Source organism: Oribacterium sp. NK2B42, assembly GCF_000424445.1.
Taxonomy (GTDB): Bacteria; Bacillota; Clostridia; order Lachnospirales; family Lachnospiraceae; genus Oribacterium.
The window spans coordinates 50,338-71,824 of record NZ_KE384189.1 but is presented as its reverse complement, the minus strand read 5'-3'; the positions used below and the strand labels follow the sequence as shown (position 1 = coordinate 71,824).

The following is a 21,487-nucleotide window of genomic DNA, read 5'->3' as shown; positions in this document are numbered from 1 at the left end:
TGTATTGGTTGTAGTTATGTAGGTTTTATGGCATTCCTTACAGAGGAAACGCTGTTTACCGTGCTTCTTGCCATAACGGATAACCTTTTTACCAGAGCAATATGGACAGTCATACAACTCGGTTTTCTTTTTATCCGAGTGTACGCTCTCCATAATAGTATTGAAAATGATAAGGATTTCCTCTTTGGAGAAATCCCTCAGAATGTCGATGGCTTTTTTGATATCTTTCATAGTCATATCCGCCTTTCCTTTGATATGACCATTATCTCAAATGCCTCGTGCAAAATAATGCACTACCGACCCATTTTCACACTAACACCATATCTATATAATAGAATCTTGATAATTTCTTTTTTTGATCATTTTTGGTTTCTACTGGTGCTTTTGAAAAAACTGCTCTGTACATCGATGTCATTCTCTGCTGACCATCAAGTATAAGATGCTTTGGTTCAACATCCTTCTTCGCTACTCCTTCAATTGGTCTATACTTAAACAACACATCGTTGTTACCATATTCCAGACGCATGATAGCGCCCATAGGATATCCTTGTGATAAACTTGCCAGAATACCCTGTATCCTGTTATCATCCCAGGTCCAATCACGCTGAAATTCAGGGAGTTGCATCTCGCACTTATCTACTTCCTGAAGCAATGTTCTTAAATCCGTATCCAGCGAAGACGGAGCTTCCATAACTGCCATAAAGTTCCTCCTACTATTTCATAAAAAAAATTACACATGTCTATCTTGCATTTATGCGCATCAGCACGCATCTATTTGATTTTGGATAAAGTGCCTTCATCCATTACACTGCTTCTATTTTCACCGATTTCTTAATATTACTAATATCTACCTTGTCAGAACATGCAATAATCAAGACCTTTCGGGCACGTGTAAATGCAACATAACCAAGTCTATAATCCTCATCTGCATCGGACTTCATGTTACTCTTAGTCATATTGAGCCATTTCATAAACTCTTTCTCATTCTGAGCTATAACAAGGACTGCATCTGCTTCAAGCCCCTTAGACTTATGAATGCTCAAGCAGTGTATACCATAATCTTTTATTATTTCATCATTTCCATCAGATGACTCGAATCCATAAACAATATTTTTACCTTTCTCATCTGGTGTTGTATCTCGTTTGAAAATAATATTCTTCCCATACAAATCTCTAGCCAAATCTTTGCAAAATCGTGCAGAATCCTCATAACTTATATCTTTCTTTTCAAGCGCAATCCTTGTTCCAACAGCAACTCTTCGCAATTGCAATCTACTGAATTCATATGCATCTATAAATTCCCGCCTCGATAATCCAGATACTGCTACAAAAGAATCGATAATCTGGTTTAAGTCATATTCTTTTATCCCAGTTATATTTGTTTCAAGTGTAAACTTTGAATAACTTTCTAATGTTTTATTTTTCTTAGCCAGAATATAATATGATTTGCAATCATACTTTTTACCAATGTCACTGAACTTTCTATAAATATCAGCTGGTGAGATATCAGTTATCATCATTACCGGGCACAAATTGCCCTTTTCTGCTGTCTGATTCGTTAAAGTTCCATAACGATTAGCAAAATTCACTATTTCTTTGGAAGACCTGTGATTTACAAGCAATTCCCTCTTTTCCGCTTTATTGCTCTCACATAAAGCAATCATTTCACGCAACGGCTGCTTCCCATCTTTGGGAGCCAGCTCTCCAATCTGAGACTGACCGTATCGAAATCTATATATACTTTGATCCGGATCTCCTACCAAGGAAATCTCAGTATTTTTTTTCTTGAGGAGACTCATCACTATATTATGACCATACTTATCTATATCCTGATATTCATCAACAAATAAAAACTGAAGTCTATTTGAAATAGCCTTGGATATTTCTGAATCTTCACTTAAAATTTTTGAGATTTTAATAATCGCATCATAAGTGTAGATGCCTTTTTTGGCGGCAGCTTCTATCTGCCTATTCCTTATAGCCCCTTTTTTACTGTTAATAAAGATCTTTCTTTTGAAAGTATCTGTGATTTTTTCTGACGCCCATTTGTCTACCCAATCAACTCCGTCATCGCTTAATTTTTCCACTATTACTGTATTGCCTGTTCTATATCCCTTCTCTTGAGCGAAAGGCTGAATATAATATCTGAAAAGAAAACTATGAATTGTACCAATAAACAAATTATGCGGCAAGTTTATCTCTCGTTTCAGTTTCTTTTTTAAATCATCTGCAGATGCATTTGTATAAGTAATAACTGCCGCTTCCCGATTTGTTTTGAGCTCTGGTATTGCAGCAATAATTTGTCTAATTAGATCTGTAGTCTTTCCTGCTCCTGGGCCTGCAAGTGTAACTATCAATTTTATACTCCCTCAATAAATTTAAATGCTTCTTCAATATACTTTGGTATTGAAAACATTGTTTTTGTCTTATTGTTCATCTTTTCAGCTAACCTATCCGCCAATTCAAAAGCAAAATCCGACTTATATTCTTCCATACATGCAAACGCTTTCTGAGTATCCAATCTTATCTTTTGCTCAGTGCACCAAGCATCATCACATTTTTGGGGCCTGATAGAATGTAATACACCTACCATCAGTTCTCGATTAGCAGCCTTAGAAGAATTAGCATCAAAAATATCTTTTTCAAATGTAGTATTACTTGTAATAAACACATGCGTAATATCACTATCAAACTTAGTCTTTAAGTCAGATGCCCGATGCTCTGTCTTTGTTTCAGTATCGCTATCAGTCAGGACTGCTGTTTTTAAAAAATACCCGTTTTTAACAATTTTCAAAAAATGTTCAAATGCCACGCCATTTACATTGATCACCTGACAATTGGCCTTGTTTATTTTCTTTCCATACTTCCATTCATAAAAAACAGGAATCAAAATCTGCTCTGCAATACCCTCGACAAATATCAGTTTCCGAGAATAGAACATAGTTGAATTCGTAGCATTAAGCCATTTTTTCAGGAAGTTAATAGTATCTTTATCTTCTTTTTTTGCTGAAAAGCCATCCAGTATGTAATGTTTCTGTACCACTCCTTTATTCTTATACAAGATAACCGTGTTTTCTAAATCAAGATAACTTGCTATATGTGTGGAATGAGTGGTAATTATAACCTGTTTCTTATTATCTTTGTTCCCATCATAAAGGTTATCTGCCAAATGTCTTTGAAGAATTGGGCAAAGATGGGCCTCAGGTTCTTCTATTGCAATAAGCCTATAATAATTTGCTTGTTTTTCATACAAATGAGCCATCACGACAGCAATATAAAGCAAATTGTTTCTACCAAGTCCATTGCGATCTATAGAAACTGCATCATCACCATATTGAATTCCAATTTTCTTTAATATCTCACTTAATTCAACTGATCCAAACTCGAAATCCACTCTGTTTGAACTGGTTTCCGTCTCTAACGACAACCTATTAAGATATTCAGATATATCATCTCTTAAGTTTTTCAAAAATGACTTGTCACTTTTAATGAGTTGATCTATTTTGAGCATTTCATCTTTAATGTCACCATAGTCAGACTCATCATTTCTATCTGCTAATATTCTGTAAAGTAACTTATTTCCTGTACTTGCATTCAATTCCGTTTTCGCATCACGGAGAGCATCCAAGTATTCCATTTTCATGAATTTCAGCCAATAAGTATCTATTTGTTTATCATCAACGCCTCCCACAATTGAATAGTCGTATTCATTTATAGGAAAATCAATAAATTGAAGGATTTCATCATCGGTTTTTCCTTCTTCTCGCTTCTGATCTACAATGACCTTATAGCTGTCTAATATTCTTTCAATATTATGTTGTTTTATACTATACACATAGCTTAATCTGGCAATTTTCTCCGAAAAGTCAAACCAGCAATCATTAATTATAGACTCTTGGTCAGGATCTGGATCTGTAAAATATAAATCCACTCTTACTTCTGGGAATACAATTTCTTCATCTCCAGAAGCTATTTTTTTCTTAAACTCTTTAATAGCATCGTAATTTATATCCTCTATATCTAGCTTTCGCTTTCTATAAACTGATATATCATGCGATAATACCAGAAACATTGCTTCCAGCAGATTACTTTTTCCAATATTATTCTCACCAATAAGTATGGTAAAAGGCTTAAGTTCAATGTTAAAGTCTTTATAATTTCTATAATTTTTTATTGAAACCTTTGATATATACACTTTTCCCCATAATCCTTTTCTGATTTATTATGCCTTAGATGGTAAATGCTATTCCCCAACTTTTTTAACTGGGTCTCGATAATCACTTCAAAAACTCTGACTTGTGGCCATAGCTACATATATAAGCCCCTTTCTGTGCCCTAGTCAATGCCACATACAGCAAGCACTTCTCGGATGTAATACTTTCTTGTTCAGATACCTTGTCTGTATGACGAATTGCAGACTTAAGCGGAACAGTTCTGTCATTGACTGCAACAACAAAAACATATTGAAATTCAAGGCCCTTTACACGATGCATAGTTGCTACACGGAGTCCGTCCTGGATTCTATCATCGATTTTGTTTCTTTTGATTTCGAAAACTCTGTATCCTAGATTTGTTAATTCTGCTTGGTATGAGTTAACAAGAGTATTTGTTCTTGCTGTAATACAGATATCTTTCAGACTAACACCTGACTCCTTCAGCCTCTTGATTTCACAATCAATAAATGCAAGTTCCTCACTAGCATCCTTGAATTCATGAATTTCAGGTTTATCTCCATGTGTCAGAGACTGACATCTCCCGCTGTCATCCGTCGAATCATCAAGATCATCAAACGAAATGCCATTAAGTAGGGCAAATGCATACTTCCTGATTTCATCCGTAGTTCTATAGTTAATCTTCAATATGCTACTGCGTCCACGAATATTGATTCCGCAGGCAGAAAGCGTTGCATGATTTTCATAAATACGTTGGTGTGCATCACCGACAATAAAAATATCATTCTGGTGTTCTTCACCCATCATTGTTCTCATTAAACGTAATGCATTAGGACTAAGATCCTGACCCTCATCAACAATAATATGCTTATATCTGGCATCTTTAGTCATCTTATCAACCAGCTTTCCACATTCATACATGGCATAGTTCACATCATGAACCTGATTTTCCTTCATCAAATTCATATATGATTCAAATACTTTCCATATCTGTATTCTCTTTTTACGGTCCAGCCTTGTACCACGACCATTACGGGGAGCTCTGATATAATCAGGAAGTGTGAATGTCTCCTGAGCTTCAACTATTCTATTCCACTCTTCAATATAAAAATCTTCATCAAAATCAAGAGATGGATCTGCTGACTGAACAGCTTCATCCCATAACTTCTTTATATCGTCTCCATACTTGATATCTGATGTATAGCCATTCTCATTAAGAAATGACTTTACCCAAGCATCAAAATTAATAACCTCAATATGACGCATTTCATCAACAGAACAGATCTTTCTCAGGTTTTCTTTGATATCTTGTGCAAGATTAGCTGTATATGTTGTAAATAGTATCCGTTCTCTTCCCTCGCATAGAGAAGCCAAATATTTGGCTCTGTGCATTGCAACAACAGTTTTTCCGGTTCCAGCTCCTCCCAAGACTCTCGCAGGTCCACTGAAGTCTTTCTTTACAATTCTTCTCTGGGTTGGATGAAGAAATACACGCCATTTTTCAAGAGGAGCAGCCATTATCTGTTTAAGTTCTTCTTCTCCTTCAACTACTACAAAGGATTTCAGTGTTTCAGGCTGCTCCAATGCCTCAGAAATGGTCCCTGCCGTTTTAGCAGAATCTCGGTTGGACTCAACCATATCAATAATTTCATTTATAGGTATTCCTTCCAGATACCATGAAAGGTTCTCAAAAGCATCCTGTGGAAGTGTTCCTTTGCTCTGATAAAAGATTTCCTTAGAAGGTATGTCCTTAACATAAGCAATAATACTTTCAGGAACTCCCAACTTAAGAAGGCTCTGATCATCTATAACGCTGAAAATTCCCGTTGCCTCAGTTTTATCTTCTGACACCTGCACATCAAAAATCTGAAGTACACCAGTCAGTTTATTAACCTCACATCTTTTTCTGCTTGCCCAGTCATAGGCCTCATCATGATGATCAACCCAAAGCAAGACATATGTATCATCTTCTCTAACGACTATTCCTCTATATGTGTCATCTATTCTCACAGAACAAAACTTATCATCCAGCGCGTTGTGTATTTTTTCGTAATTTATTCCTGGTGCCTTAGGATCATTCCTGAATTTATTAACAAACTCAGTGGTTTTCCCTTGTATCTGTCTATTTTTTAATTTCACAAAAGCGTCAAGAAAACTCGATGCAATCGCAACCTTAACTTCTCCCATTAGTTCTCACCTCCAAATGCTGATGCATCTATTTCAGAATTCTTATCAAAGATCTTCCATCCTGCTTTTTCCAAAACAGCCTTTGAACTCAGCTGATCTTCTGTTAAATATCCAATCTTCAAATCAGTCCATGCCATCTCTACAGTCTCTGATACAGCATCATCTAAATCTCCTGTCTCATAGCCTATAGAATCCGGAGCAGAGATGCCAAGCTCCATAAGTTTCTTAGCAAACTCCTTTGCTTCATCCGGAGAGTATTCAAGCTCTTCCTCAAAGATTTCTTTCCATGCAGGATCAACATGTATTTCAGAAATACTATGTTCATCTCCAACGGGAGTTGCCGAGGGAATAATATTCTCAATAGGCATTCTTGAATAAATATTTTCTTCTATACCCACAGTACTTACCCCTATAAAATGAGGTAAAAACTGCATCACATTATAGAATTTCCAGAATCCGTTCCACTCCTCTATATACTTATCTGTTCTGACACTTTCTCTATCATCAAGTACGATAATTACATCTGCAGCCATAGTTGGATTCTGCTTCATTTCAGAGACACTTACTCCAGCGTAGATTTTTATAAGAGGAAGCGTCGATCTTGGCGCCCAGGTTCCAAATAAAGTGTCCATTTCCTGATAGTCAGAGTCTTTGAAATTAGCACTATTAATAACTTTTGACACCTCAGAATTCCAACCCATAAATGCAATTTTATTTGCAAGATCTGCAGGTCTTAATAATGACAGTGAATATGCCTTTGCATGCGTTGCAAAAAGATCTATTGCATTATCAATTTCAAGATACCTAAGCAGCAAATCAAATGTAGACATTTTATCTGGCCTGATTAGATCCGCCTTACCATCCGTAATCATTCTTTGATATACATTTGGTCCTGAAGGCATTTTCTCAGCCATAAGCGCATTTGTATAATAATCTCCTGCTTCCTTAAATACATTCTGGACATCCTTGTAGGTCAGCCCCCATACTATAAAGTGACCACTCCTTCTGATTGCTTCACGTTTAAGAGTATCATCATCCACTTCGTTCTTATGAACATCATAACCATCAGTAAATACTGCAACTGGGAGCTTATCTTTCTGTGTTACTGGCCAGATAACGAAGTCAGGAACACAATATCCCTCTCCACCATGCAAACCGTCAAAAACAACTCCCTGTTCAGCATCCAATCTAACCTGTGGTTCAATTTCCCATGTGACACCATTTACCTTTAATATATATCCTTCCTTGCCATTAACAATTGAAGGTGTAGTAGTAATCACATGCTGTCCTGAACTACTCTGCTCAAAAGCAGCAATAAACCTTCTCTCAAGTTCACTGCCGAACAGAGGATTAGGATCGATATTACTGATATTCTTAATCTTGGTTAATCTCTTCTTACCACTTAGAATACTTCTCAGTAACTTCATTGCAGAACGCCTTGATATATTGCCGATATTATTGCTTTGTCTATATGCATACAAGCAATGATAGCAACCATCCTTCTGTTCATCATCCTTGCATGAACAATTCTCCATCACCTTCAGGGCGTTCTCAAGAATCTGCACCATAAGATTCTGTTCTGGATCATCCGAATCATTTGCTATGAACTGTTTCAGATAACCAGTGCCACCTGGAACCGAGTCATATATGACAAGATACTGCTTGCGTTCATCCTTTTCCGGTACTGGCATCTCACTAACAGTAGCTCTAAGATGATCGATATTTCCGAATTTTTCTTTCAGTCCCAACATAAACGCTGCCACAAATGACTCAGTAGACAAAACATCCAGTGTCGTAGCTGGAACCAGAATACGTAGTGCTTCTGTCTCAAACTGACGATACAGGAACAAACACTCCTCTACAGAATTTTCCTGCTCTATAGGAGACATCTTCTGTGATTTACAGAATCGGCTATGATGCTTAGAATTGTATCCATTTGCACCATCAGGTATGATCTTTCCGCAATACTTACAGATTCTGAAGCCCTTAGCAACACCCTCTCGTCCGGAAACAGTCAGCTTATCGCCTACCATATCATTCGCACCGAAATTAATTTCCCGTAGTGTAGCCTTATTGACATACTCATAGCCAAACGGGAATTCATCATTATCCATCTCATAAGCTACAGGAACATTATTTTCCAGATCCTCATCTACATCTACAAGCAGCTGCTTATTATAATATGCAACAGTTCTGTCATCGCTCTCATCTGATATAAGATCTTTGGTATAATCCATATTGGAATAGACCATCTGAACCTTAAGCATATTTCTTACCTGACCGGAATCTGCCCAAGCAGTGCAATGGCATCTTGGACACTCAGCAATATGATGAAGTTTTGCCTCTGCCTCCTCTTCGGCATACGCGCAATTCGGACACAATCTCCACTTGGCAGGCTGAGCTGTTGATACATCAATCTGATCAATTTCCATCTTTCTACCATCAGCATAAAAAGTATTTCCAGGTGCAAATTCGCTGATAGCAGCTGATGCTGATCTATGATATTCATAAACCATCTTCTGATAATTCTTTTTCTGGGAAGTCTGATCTTCTTGATCCTCTTTCCTGTAAAGAATAGTCTTCAATACAATACCAGCTTCAGGAAATGCATAATTAGGGAGAAGCCCCTCATCGGAAAGGAAATTGAATACATCCTTTTCTCCCATAACGCGCTTTACTTCTTGCAGTGCCTTCTTTTCAGAGTTCAGCTCTGCTATTTCATCATCAATTGAACTATCCTTAGGCTTTGCTTTGAGGACCTTGATCATGTCATCAATTTCATCAATATTCTTACTTACTGAATCCCTCTGTCCTTTTAATGCATTGAACTTATCAAGTACACGTACATACATAGGGCTGTCTTCCATACCCTTGCCCTGTGCAAAATCATGAAGCTCATCCTTCGTAGCCGTCTCCAGTTCAGGAAAAAGCTGTATAAAAGAATTCAGCCTGTTCGTTGTATTATTCTGTACATAATCAAGAAAATTGAAAGGGAATACATCATTCGGATGTGATTCTAGCTTATTCAAGCAGTTCCCAACCTTCTTAGGTATTGCTTCTTCCGGAATGCCCTTTCTTACCCATGAATCCATACAGAAAGCAACAAACTGTCGTTCAAGTACAGCAGACGCATTCAAAAAAATCTTAGGTGGTTCAACGTCACCGGAAATCATATCCATAGGATCAGCGTAGAAATACAAATCATGTGGTCTTGCATTTGCAACTATAAGTGTCAATGCATTGCCATCTTTTCTGCCTGCACGTCCAGCTCTCTGTAGAAACTGAGCCTGAGCAGGAGGCATATTGCAAAGGATTACAGATGAAAGATCGCCAATATCGATACCCATCTCAAGTGTAGGTGTGCAGGATAAAACATTTGGATCCCATAATCTTCGGGTATCTGCACCACGCTTGAAATCATCTTCAAGGCTTTCCCTATCAGGACGTTCCAAAAGCCCGGTATGTTCTCTGGCATTAACCCTCTCGGTGTCGCCATCAGAAAATAATTTTCCATAATAATCCAGGCCGGCATCAGGATCCTCCTCCAAATCACCCTGGCAGATTGTTCTTAAACAATGTGCCCCATCCCATAATACTTTATTTTCCTCCGGGACAGAATGCACACTTCCACAATCACTGCAGCGCATCTGTACTACATTTTGAGAAATAAACACATGCTCTTTATTTAATCCATACACATCATATTCAGGTGTTGAAGGAAGCTTAGATACAATTCCATTTCTGACGGATTCCTCAAGAATAATCTTGGCAACCATTTCATAAACATTTTCTGTATTTGGAAGAACAATATTAGAGCAATGTGCTATCCAATCAGTATATTTACGATCTTTATACGAATCATAAGAATTCTTCTTTCCTCTTCCTGATCCTCTATACTCAACAAGAAATCTTGGCGTATTTCTTCCAGACTGGAGTCCCGGCATCCACCTTAGATAATCAGCTGACAGAAGATAAAACTTAAAGTCGTTCTGGACCATCTGATAAAAAGCCTCGTCATCAAAAGCGCCATTTCTTCTCATCGTATTAAGGAATCCGACAACCATGCGTCTGAATGCCTTAATATCTACAGATGTCATCTCACCAAGTTCATTTACAACTCTTTCCTGAACTTGATCCGCTATTTTTTCTATATCTTCTGCAGGAAAATAAATAGTTGAACATCCTGATTTTTCCAAAGTGCGACCAACACTTGCAGCAAGACCATATTCAAGCATAATTTCATATGAAAGCCTGCTTTCAATGTCGGCAATGAGCTTTGTAGCAAGCCTGTCATTCTTAAGCTTTCTGTCCGCAATCATATCTTCATACGAATGCATCCATGTCATATTAGGAGCAATGAACATACTAACAAAATCTTCTTTCGAAAGTCCCTGTGTCTCTCTCCAATACTTTATGAAACCTGTGGTAAAATCTGCCAAAGACAGATCTGCCCCACCATCCTGAACATATTTCTGGATAGCACTTCTTAAACCAAATCTCCAAGTACGAGCATTAAAAAATCCAGCCCTATGAGCTGCATCTTGAACATTATCAGAGAATGCAAGTGTTTTCTTATCATCATTAAATCTTGAAGAAAACAGCTGCGTAACCTCCGCACTAATTTCAGTGGCAGCTCTGACACCCATCAGAGCAATACCACGTCTGCTCCCACAGAAAGGACACACATACTGCTTATGCTTCTTAGAACCCGCTTTGAATCTAGCATCACCAAGGTTAGGGATTAAAACTGGAACCATATCCGTTCCGCAGGCATCACAAACTGCATCATGCTGGTCATCATTAGCAAATTTAACTTTCATGCATTCAGGACATAAAAATCCCCTGTTCACTCCCTGCGGTATTTCCTGTTCTTCTTTATACGGATACATCATCACAACATGATCATCCGCATCAAAAAACTTGGGATAAAACGCTGACAAATCATGCATTGTCACATTCTGCTGTTCATTAGCATAAGAAACCCAGCCTGTAGCCCCGCAGTCTCTGCAGTTAACAACAGGAAGATAATGGGCTGATTGCTGCTTATTAAGGTCATACGCAATTGAATAATTGACCGAATCAGCATCAACACTGGCAACCATTCTTCTAAGTTCACGAAGCCAAAGCTGTACCTGAACATTTAAAAATGGGCGAAGATGTCCCACTGTACCTACACGTGCATGAGATGTAAGAGCAAAGAGTGCATTTATTGCTGTATCATTGAGAGCACCTAAATTGGTAATGTCTGGAAATCTGTTTTTCAACTCATTGGCTATATAAGAGACTTGATAGTAATTGCCTCCCATCAGCGTAATCATATTCTGAAAGAAATTATTATGGAGCAGTTTCTCATGAAGTAAGATGCGCCCCTCATCTGACAGCGGATCTGCTATATCGTCAGTAATCCAGCAACTAACAGCATCCCTAATAAAATCATCCGCATCATCACTAGTAATATCAATTTCCAGTTTTTCAACCTGTTCTACTGTAGGAAATGCAAAGTCGGTCTTCTCACATCCATCAAAGAATTCATCTGCTGATAAGCGGTCCTCTGTGACTACCGAATCGTTTTCAAAGGGTTCTCCAAATATACTCTCAGCGTATTCCCTAATTCTAGTAGAAGAACTGCTACCACCCATGGTTGCAGACGTGCCCACGCAGGTAAGATAACCTCCCATGATTCCGAGACGGGCTTTTAATCTTCTAAGAAGACATGCAAGATCTGTTCCCTGAGCTCCGTCAAACGTATGCAATTCATCGACAGCAATGTACTTAAGAGTTTCATTAGTATTATCTCTCCATAATGATGCGTCTTTAGGTCTCACCAAAAGGTAGTCAAGCATCTTATAGTTCGTCATCAAGATATCCGGAGCACTATTAAGCATGGTCTCATGATCTGTAATGACACCATGCTCCGTCATCATGCGGCTGCCTGCACCAGGTTTCTCACCACCCACGTACATTCCGGCGGTTATATTACCCTTGAGTTCCGGACTTTCATTTATCAGTTCAGCTATACGTCTTGCCTGATCTGATGCAAGAGCATTCATAGGATAAATAATCAGTGCCTTAATGCCAGGCTCACCACGATGCCTATAGCAATACTCAAGGATAGGATAAAGGAAGCACTCTGTTTTACCTGATCCAGTTCCTGTAGCAATAAGAGTTGACCTACCATCATTACCTGTAAGTCTTTCAAATGCTTTCTCTTGATGAACATAAGGTTTGAACTGCATATGTATAGATTGAAAGCATGACGGCATTGACTGTGCAACACGAAATGGGAGGCGCACAGCTACATATGGTTCTCTGTAGACAGCCTCTTTCGTCTCCTCAACCATATGCTCAACAGATCCCTTAAAAGGTTCATTGGTCATCGGGAAAGTAGTTTCAATATAATCTCCGATACCCTTTTGTAATTGCTTTGCCAATATTGATGGAAACATAACTAATCTCCTACTTTAATCATCCTTTATACTTCTCTTCAAAAAATTTCCAAGCAATTTCATAATCCTGCTCACGATCACACCTATCAAATGGTGCAACATACTCAATTTTTCTTTCTACAGGACTTCCCATAAGAGTATTATCCACAACGTTCTTTAAAATAGTTCCCGTTCGCATGTTTTGAACATTAATCCAATCTTTCCTATCCAATCCAACACCATTCAAAGAACGATTATTTGTAAAAACAATACGTCCATTTTGATCATACCAAGTATCTGCCTCATATGACTGTAAAACAGGAAATTGAATCTGATAAATTGTTTTTAATTGATCTAATGTCATACCAATTGCCATAGCTGTCAAAACATCAATTTCAATCAACGCATAACGACGCTCATAATCTGTTCTGAGCGCATAATTTAAGCTCCATTTCCTTGTCAAATCAGAAAAAATACCTGTACGAAGTCTATCATCTTCCTTAGACCATCCATCGTTTTTCCAATCTTCATCAAATTCTCTACTCCACAAATCTTCATATCGTGCATTAAGAGAATTAAGCATTGCTGCTCTTACGCTTACTTTTTTTGCAATTTCACCTTTTAGATGTGGCAGACTCGATAAAATCGGTAACTGCATATGATTTCTTCCAACCGCTTTTATATAATAGTCGGATACTATAGACTCAAAAACACCCGCCACATTATAAATATCCTTTTTAAGTTTTATTCCAAAAACAGTTAGGATATGGCCACATTTAGGAGGAATGATTGTAGCCAAAAGACATCTTTCAGCCGAAACCCCGACCATTTCTCGCATAATAACTCGATAATCAGATAAATATCTTCCTCTTTCTGGACTCTTATTTATATATTCATTAACATCACAACCTACGGTATACTTTAATCTCTGTATACTATCTTCGTTTATCGTTGTAAGATCCACGATATCATAATCACTATTTAAATTACACGGCTTCCTGCAACTCTTAAACATCGGGTTCGCCAACCCTATATTAGGGCCTGAATATATAGTAGCGATATTGTCTAGGGGAAAATCCTCAAATTTTGCAGTAATGTGTTCCTTCAATGACTTTGTTTCATCCCACATTACTGTAGACATATCTACAAGGTCATCATTTCTTAAGCTATTAGGATAATCGTTAATAATTTCAAGAACATCTATTAACGACTGGGCATGAATTCGTGGAAGTCTAGCCACCCTGTAATTGTCTGAGTCATCAAATAAATTAGCAAATAATCTTAACTCATTCTTACCGACTGATATTATTCGTTCAGGATGTCCATTAACATTCCAGTTATTATTTTCATCTTTAATTCCTGGAACTGCACCTCTTCTGTCTCTTTCATAGCACTCTTCAATAGTTCTTGCATCATACAAATTGCTTATTGTTTCAAAAGAAACATCTTGCACGCAACCATAAACATTTAGGCTAAATTGTGTATGATGATCTACTTCAGAAAAAAGCCTTAATTCGTTTGCAAACATATAGTGTTTGCGCAATCTCGAATACAATTTTTCTCTAAGAGCGCCTCCTTTAGGATCATCAAATACACCCTCAGGATGAACAAATGCGGAACATCCACTTACGCGGTTAATATCCCAAGCCATTGGCAAAAAGCACTTATACAAATCTGCTTTCATGCCACTCAAAACGGCATAGTTTTGCACGGCATTTAAGAAATCTTGCTGACCAGACAACTCCTCATATTCCGAAAAATACATTTTTCTAGTAACTTCATCACATAAAGCAGATTGTCTATGAGTAGTAATTTCAGTAGCTGTCATTTTTTTCACTGCAAACAAAGGATTCCTGTCAGAAAGAACATCTTGCTCATTCCAACGCAAACAAATCCACGGTGGATTACCAATCACCAAATCGAATCCACCTTTTTCTGCAAACAAATCAGCAAACTCTAGCTCCCAATGCATAAATTTTTGTTGTTCAGCTATCTCATGAGCGAGTTTCAATCTCGGATAATGCTCCATAATCCAGGGCAAATCAACAACAGAATTGTTATTCATTCCTGCAAAATCAAAAGCAAGCTGATCATACTCGGTCGGAAACAGACTCATCTGACCATATTGTTCTTGCTTTGAAGTAAAATGAACAGCATTTTGGGTACCTATCAGAACAATAGACATCTCAAATAAGAACTCACTTCTTGAAGGAAGTAAGTCCGCCTGATCAATTGGCCAAAACCAGAGGGCACACCAATAATCCATAGCAAATTTTAATCTTGCATATGGTCCTGCATTTTTCATATGTTCCGATTTATATAGTTCACTAAAGATCCTGTCTTTTTCTCTTATAGTTGTATGAGAATCCTTCCCAGTATCTTCATGTCCATATACAGAAAGATTATCCTGAGTTTTCTCATCAACCTCTTTTCTAAGCGCCACCTGTTGATTCCAAAGGTCATCTATAGCTTTGGATAGATCAAGTAAAGATTTTACATCGTTATCATCAAAGGGTTTTGTAAACTCTTTACGCCAATTATCAATCTTCTTGATATTGTCAGGTTCCAATTTCTTAATAACCTTATCACTATATGCTGACATTCCCGGATCACCAAGAAGAAAATGGTAAACCTGAGTTCTTGGTTTACGTGTAGTTCCAAAAGGTACTCTTTCTGGCGCAGACTCATACCATCTCATGCCTTTGGCTGATGTCTGTATTTGTGATACTGTATAGCATTGCTTTCTGGCCCCAATAAGAGAGTTACCATTAACAAGCTGTGTCCCAAACCATGGAACAAATCCACCTTCATAAATTGTGTTAAGCCAAAGAGATACCTCAGCAAGCTCTACTGCAGTAGGATTTAGATCAATTCCGTATACATTGCGGTCAGCAATATACATCTTCACCTTTTGTAGCTCGTTCTGTCGCTTATCATAAGAAATTGGCTTACCAAGCTCTTTCTCTTTTTTCTCAAGATATGCTTCCGCCAACTGATTAATAGCCTCATTTAAAAACGCTGCACTTCCCATAGCTGGCTCACATATATTAAGCTGAAGAATCTCATCAGCAGACTTATCTTTTAGCAGTTCTTTAAGAGCATACTTTACCAAACACCTGGTAAGGACTTCCGGTGTATAGTATGATGCAGATTTTTCTCGCTCTCTTCCTGCAAGTCTGTATATAAATTTGCCTTTCTCGTACATACGAAGAACTTTTCTACCATTGCCATCAGTCGTATAAACGCGTTCTTCCTCTGTATACTGATCAAGATCCTCTTCTAGAACGAAATATCCAACGTCCAATTCATCAAAGTTTGCACCTGCAGCCTTTACTTCATACAGATCTCTTTCTGCAATAAATCCACGATAAGAAAGCAGTGCCTCATAAACAGCACCCATCTGGTTGATTCCAAGATTTGAGTAGGAGATTCTTCCTCTGCTACCTTTCTTACCAGTGCCCTTGGTAATGCTCATAAGATCAATAATTTTCAGCATTACACTGTTTCTAACCTTCGAATTTGAAATTAAAGCAGTTCTCTCAGGATCAAAAATATGTGCCTTAAGAGGTGCTACCTGGAATACATCATGCTTACTTTCTAATGCTTCCAGTTCCTTTTGCTTTTCATCAGAATCCGGATATCCGCTATATATTAAGTCATATAGTTTTTCAAGTGTATCAAAGAGATAAAAGCTCTCCCCGACTTCTTCAATATCGTCACGAACTGACTCAGCTATATCTCGAAGTGACTCCAATGAATAAGCAGAAAAATATACCGGAGATTTCATAGGAGCATACCCAAGGTCAGATCTCGACTCTATGAAAAGTACAAAAAGCATTCTATACATATACCTAAGACACTGAATTGTAAGCTCAGATGCATCTACCGGATTGGCATTCAAATCCAATCCACGACGATTTTTCATGTCATAAAGGACTTCATTTCCCAAAAGTTCTATGCTTTCTCTCAATGCATATTTCAAATCTTTTGATACTCCGGACGCATTCCTCTGCGACTCTTCATCAAACTCATCCAACAGAACTTTTCCTTCATCAGGGCACAAACTGTCCTTATGAAGAAGCACTGCCATTGCCTGAAGAGTTGTCTCTTCTCTACGACCAAAGATATCATCCAGATCAAACTGCAGATATCTCTTCTCGTTCCATTTGTTACGGTCAATCAATGCAATCTGATTCATTCCAATGAAAATAAGAAATCTCGGAGGTTCATCAAGTGCGAAAAGTATCTTTGTTGCAAGATCTTCATTTGCACCGGTAGTCAGTATCTCATCAGGGACAGACATAGTGCTACCATCAACCACCGCTTCAGTATCAAAAGTACTTCTTTCAAGGATTCCGGCATCTTTATCTTCTGATGCACCAAGTAATATCCAAAGAAGCGGTGCACCATTAGACTTCTTTACTTCCAGATAAACAGGAACAGTTGTCTCATCGTCTATCTGAATTTTCTCGGGATGAGCTTCCGGATATCCAAGTGCCAGCATATATTTATCTGCTAGGTCCCTGATATTGGCAAGTGTCTGCATATCAAATCCGGAGCGTAAGTATCTCTCATGTGCAACGCCATAGCTCCTTGCCGCATCTCTCAAATATGACCACGGAGTACGTACTCCTTCATCTTCATGAGCCTCATTACGCCATTTGGAAATAGTATCTGCTTCGTTTTCTTCGAAAACTGTAGCAAAGTAATGATTGGTATAATATTCGTTCTGATTGTTAATTCCTTTTAAATCTATGCTCATATCTGTCTCTTACACTCCCATAAGTACTGCAACAAACCTTATGTAAGGTCTGTCTTCAATAGATAGACTTTCTGTTACCCATTTTTCAAACTTATCAAAGAGCTCATCAACTTTTCGTTCCTGCTCGCTCTTTTTTCTCTCACTCTCAAAAAGTGACATTTGGTAATATTTATGCTTCTCTTCGAGTGATGCGAGTTTATTGATTTCTTCACTGAGAAGCGGATCTAGCTTCGCTCTATATTTCTTTAAATCTTCCGAAAGGTAAGTCTTTGCTTTGCTAACGGCATCTTCAAGAAATGCTGCAGTATCAGACATATTATCATCTGAAATTGTCCCTGCATTGACCAGATCAGTATGAGCCAGCCCAGTTATCTGCACCAATTCTTCCATTGAAACAATTCCTGTAAATTGTCCATTCTTATAGCAAACGCCAAACCAGTCATCGATCAACGACGTAGATTTCTTATTAGGGAAGCTTCCGTTTGTTATAAATACCACTTCACCCTTCTGCATCTGATTCTGAATTCCAAGCACTGGAACCTCATCTCTCTTGAAAAGCAGTCCAGCCTTATCGTTTATCCACGTAAATAGAGGATGTTGCTTCCATAAATATTGCGTTGTCGGCCATGCTGTCTCCTCCATGTTTTTCTGCATACTGTTCTTCATTTCATTCATGCAGTACTGCTTATTATCGCTAACAAGAAGGTGATCTCCTGTCGGCATCGCCTCTTCTGGAATCAAAGCATTTAATCTTTTTCTCATATCATCAGTGATTCCGATATCAAGACCTGACACAGTTTTAAGCTTTTCTACTGGTTGTTTTGTCTTCTGTCCAAGGTAAGAAAGTGCCATGTACAAATAATCTATATCTTTGAATAAGGTTTCATCTTCAGTTGTATTAACCTGAATTTCTTCTGTTGATTTCTCAGCTGGTTTTGCCTGAGCAAGAAGAGCCTCTAGAGGATTGAACGCCTCTTCCTTATCTGCATTAAGCATTTCAGAAAATGCTTCCTCACTGGTATCATTTTCCATTGCGCCTGCAATGATCAATTCTTCTCCTTCGATTTCAAACTGACCAAGTAACAATGATGGATCTCCAATATTTCTCTGTGCCTGTTCCTCCTTGGTTACAAGGATTTCAAGGTTCCGAAGATCTCCCCTCATGTCCTCATTCTTACAAGTCTCAACTAAATATCTGATGTCAGGCTGCTTTACCTGGCCATATCTGTCAATACGTCCATTTCTCTGTTGAAATACCATAAGTGACCACGGAATATCAAAATGAATCATTCTATGGCTGAGATAATGAAGGTTCAGACCTTCCGATGCAACATCTGATGCAACAAGAATTCTCATCGGAGATTCTTCTCGACCGAAGTCTTCAACTATTTTCTGAAGTTCTGCATCTCCCATTGCACCGGATATTTCCTGCACCTGGTTATCCTTCATATGCAGATCTTCTTTCAGATGGTGAGCGAGAAACTTCATTGTCTCTATTCTCTCAGTGAATATTACAATTCTGTCATCAGAAGCTCCGGCATGCCAACCATATCCAGGATCAGAGAGAATTGATAACAGCTTCTGATATCTTGAAAAATCCTTATCCGTTATCTGTGTTAATGCCTCTTCCAGCTCTTCAAGAGCGGAAATATCTGGCATGGAGCCATCATCATACTTTTTACGAAGTTTCTTCAAGCGTTCCTCAATGCTCTTTATACAAGCTGCAGGGCTTGAAAAAAGTGACTTCTCAAGACTAGTCTTAAAGAGCTGACCTGTTCCCTTGTTTTTGCCTTCGTCCATGACGAGATGCATGTTGGCAAATATGTCATATGCATATTCTTCTCTTGTAGACGCCTCACACTGTTCAAGCTTAACTTTTCTCTCAAGAAAAGCACCACTTACCTGATTTCGAATATCTTTCTTAAAACGTCTGATAAACAAACCCTTGATATCATCAGGCGTATAATCCTTTTCATTGGCTATAGCTGTAGGATCTAACATTTTCATAAGCGAAGCAAAGCTCTCCGCATGCCCATCATGAGGAGTAGCAGAAAGCATGATCATGGTATCTGATCTATCTGCAAGTAAGGTTGCCAGTCTTGATCTTTGCGCCTGGCGATCTCCTCTTCTTGCAACATTCTGTGCTTCATCGATTACAATAATGTCCCAATACGCATTTTCAAGATGCGTCCTGTATTCTACGTCCCTCTTAAGTGTATCTACCGAAACAATTGTTTTGTCATAATAGAAAAACGGGTTGTAATTCGAAGGGAGACTTGCTCTTATCTTCTGAATTCTTGCAGAATCCAACCTGACAAGTGGTATAGTAAATCTGTTCCACATTTCTTTCTGAAACTGTGTCATCATACTCTTTACAGTGACAACTAGAATTCTCTTACCCTTACCTCTTGCAATAAGTTCTGACATTAAAATACCTGCTTCAAGCGTCTTACCAAGACCTACTGCATCAGCTATGAGGATGCGCTGACGAGGTTTTCTAAGTGCAAATTGAGCAGGTTCAAGCTGATAAGGCAATGGATCCATGCATGCCTTATCTCCAATATGAATCTTTGTATCAGTAGGCAGTTTTTGCCTCCACTGACTTTCTATATAAATCTGTGACTTGATGAAATGTGGCGAATCATCAGCAACGAGTTTTACCTTTGCAGGATCAACCACTTTAATATCTTCAAGATCAGATAGAAAAATTGCTTCTCTGTCTTTTATGAGCGGAGTTATACCCGTACAATAAAGAGCATCATTTCCCAAAGTATTCTTTTCGGCTTTCTTAATCATCCATTCCTCATCACGAATGATTACACGCATGCCAGGTGTATATTTTACAGACTGATCAGACATTAGTTATTGTTCTCCTTAATATATTTTCCGGATTTAATTCTTTCATCTTTTGGTTTTTCCACATCGGATGGAATCAGCCATGTTTTGCCCTTTTTTATTGCCCCCTTAAGACGATTTTCTGCGCAGAGCACACCAATACGTCTGGATGAGATTCCCCATAGTTTTGATAACTCAACTGTTGTTAAATATTCCATTTAGTTACCTCATTCTTCTTAAAAAACAACAGGATCACTACAATTTTATTATATTCTTTTATCGGAACAAAGTCTAGTTATTTCGAACTCAAGATCATTTTCGCAAGCAGGGCACCTCGGACCCTCGGCGCATCTTTACTTGTTGGTGATCATTCCCCCAATCCCCCTGAACCTCGTTATCACTCGGAGCCACGCATCAGATAAACTGACGCTGAGTGCATTTGCCTATAACGCAAAAAAGAGGAAGACTCCACTGTGTCGCCACAATGAAATCTCCCTCGGTCTTAACGAGTCTGTTCCGTTGTCTTCTGCTTTTCAACTTGCTCTTTCTGCTCCTCAAATTTGAGGAACAGATCAACATTGTATTTTGCCATCTGTATATCTTTCATTTCCTGCTTTGCCTGCCGGTACTCGGCATAGGTCTTTTCTTTTCCTGAACACACATTGGGGTCTGACCCCCCTTACAAAATCATTACGTTATTGCATATCGAGATATTCCTTGTGTGTCGGCTTCGGATATGCCATATCAATCATAGCAAGCTCCTCCGCAGTAAGCTCTATGCTGTCGGCATGGGCATTGGACAAGGTATGCTCAGACTTTGAGCTTCTTGGAATCGCGATAGTATGACCGTTTCTTATGTTCCAGGCAAGCATGATTTCGGGAACAGTTACGCCATGCTTGGCAGCAAGTTCCTGAAGTGTCTTATTTTGGAAAAGACCGCGTCTTAATGAACCAGCCTGAGCCAGCGGACAATATGACATAAGAGCAACGTCATGCTCCACCATCCAGGGTAGAAGTGAAAACTCAATTCCACGTGAACCTGTGTGATAAAGCACCTGATTCACAAGACAGTTTCTTCCCTCAGGAATCCTCCAAAGCTCCTCCAT

At 38.4% G+C, this 21,487-nt stretch carries 11 protein-coding genes; all 11 read right to left on the bottom strand.

The features are described from left to right. Positions 1 to 237, bottom strand: a 237-nt coding sequence (locus tag G625_RS0116730; RefSeq protein ID WP_029202013.1) for a transposase-like zinc-binding domain-containing protein, incomplete at its 3' end; no start/stop codon positions are given. Positions 238 to 307: 70 nt separating this feature from the next. Further along, a complete protein-coding gene (locus G625_RS0116725; protein WP_029202012.1) occupies positions 308 to 700 on the bottom strand; it encodes a DUF262 domain-containing protein in 393 nt (130 codons plus the stop codon). Positions 701 to 803: 103 nt separating this feature from the next. Beyond that, positions 804 to 2,357, bottom strand: a complete 1,554-nt coding sequence (locus G625_RS0116720; protein WP_029202011.1) for a UvrD-helicase domain-containing protein — start codon at positions 2,355 to 2,357, stop codon at positions 804 to 806. 2 nt (positions 2,358 to 2,359) lie between these two features. Next, a complete protein-coding gene (locus G625_RS0116715) occupies positions 2,360 to 4,195 on the bottom strand; it encodes an ATP-dependent nuclease (protein WP_029202010.1) in 1,836 nt (611 codons plus the stop codon). Positions 4,196 to 4,277: 82 nt separating this feature from the next. Further along, positions 4,278 to 6,359, bottom strand: coding sequence for a UvrD-helicase domain-containing protein (locus G625_RS0116710; protein ID WP_029202009.1), 2,082 nt, complete (start codon positions 6,357 to 6,359; stop codon positions 4,278 to 4,280). After that, on the bottom strand, positions 6,359 to 12,805 hold the full coding sequence (locus G625_RS0116705; protein ID WP_029202008.1) for a DEAD/DEAH box helicase: 6,447 nt from the start codon (positions 12,803 to 12,805) through the stop codon (positions 6,359 to 6,361). Before G625_RS0116705 ends, G625_RS0116710 begins: the two co-directional genes overlap by 1 nt. A 19-nt stretch (positions 12,806 to 12,824) precedes the next feature. After that, on the bottom strand, positions 12,825 to 17,546 hold the full coding sequence (locus G625_RS0116700) for an Eco57I restriction-modification methylase domain-containing protein (RefSeq protein WP_044933350.1): 4,722 nt from the start codon (positions 17,544 to 17,546) through the stop codon (positions 12,825 to 12,827). A gap of 9 nt (positions 17,547 to 17,555) precedes the next feature. Then, complete coding sequence (locus G625_RS0116695; protein ID WP_029202006.1) at positions 17,556 to 20,405, bottom strand: DEAD/DEAH box helicase; 2,850 nt, start codon at positions 20,403 to 20,405, stop codon at positions 17,556 to 17,558. Further along, on the bottom strand, positions 20,405 to 20,599 hold the full coding sequence (locus G625_RS0116690) for a helix-turn-helix domain-containing protein (RefSeq protein WP_029202005.1): 195 nt from the start codon (positions 20,597 to 20,599) through the stop codon (positions 20,405 to 20,407). Before G625_RS0116690 ends, G625_RS0116695 begins: the two co-directional genes overlap by 1 nt. A gap of 284 nt (positions 20,600 to 20,883) precedes the next feature. After that, complete coding sequence (locus tag G625_RS22615; RefSeq protein WP_156885168.1) at positions 20,884 to 21,042, bottom strand: hypothetical protein; 159 nt, start codon at positions 21,040 to 21,042, stop codon at positions 20,884 to 20,886. A gap of 34 nt (positions 21,043 to 21,076) precedes the next feature. After that, the coding region (locus G625_RS0116680) for an aldo/keto reductase (protein ID WP_029202004.1) at positions 21,077 to 21,487 on the bottom strand (411 nt) is incomplete at its 5' end.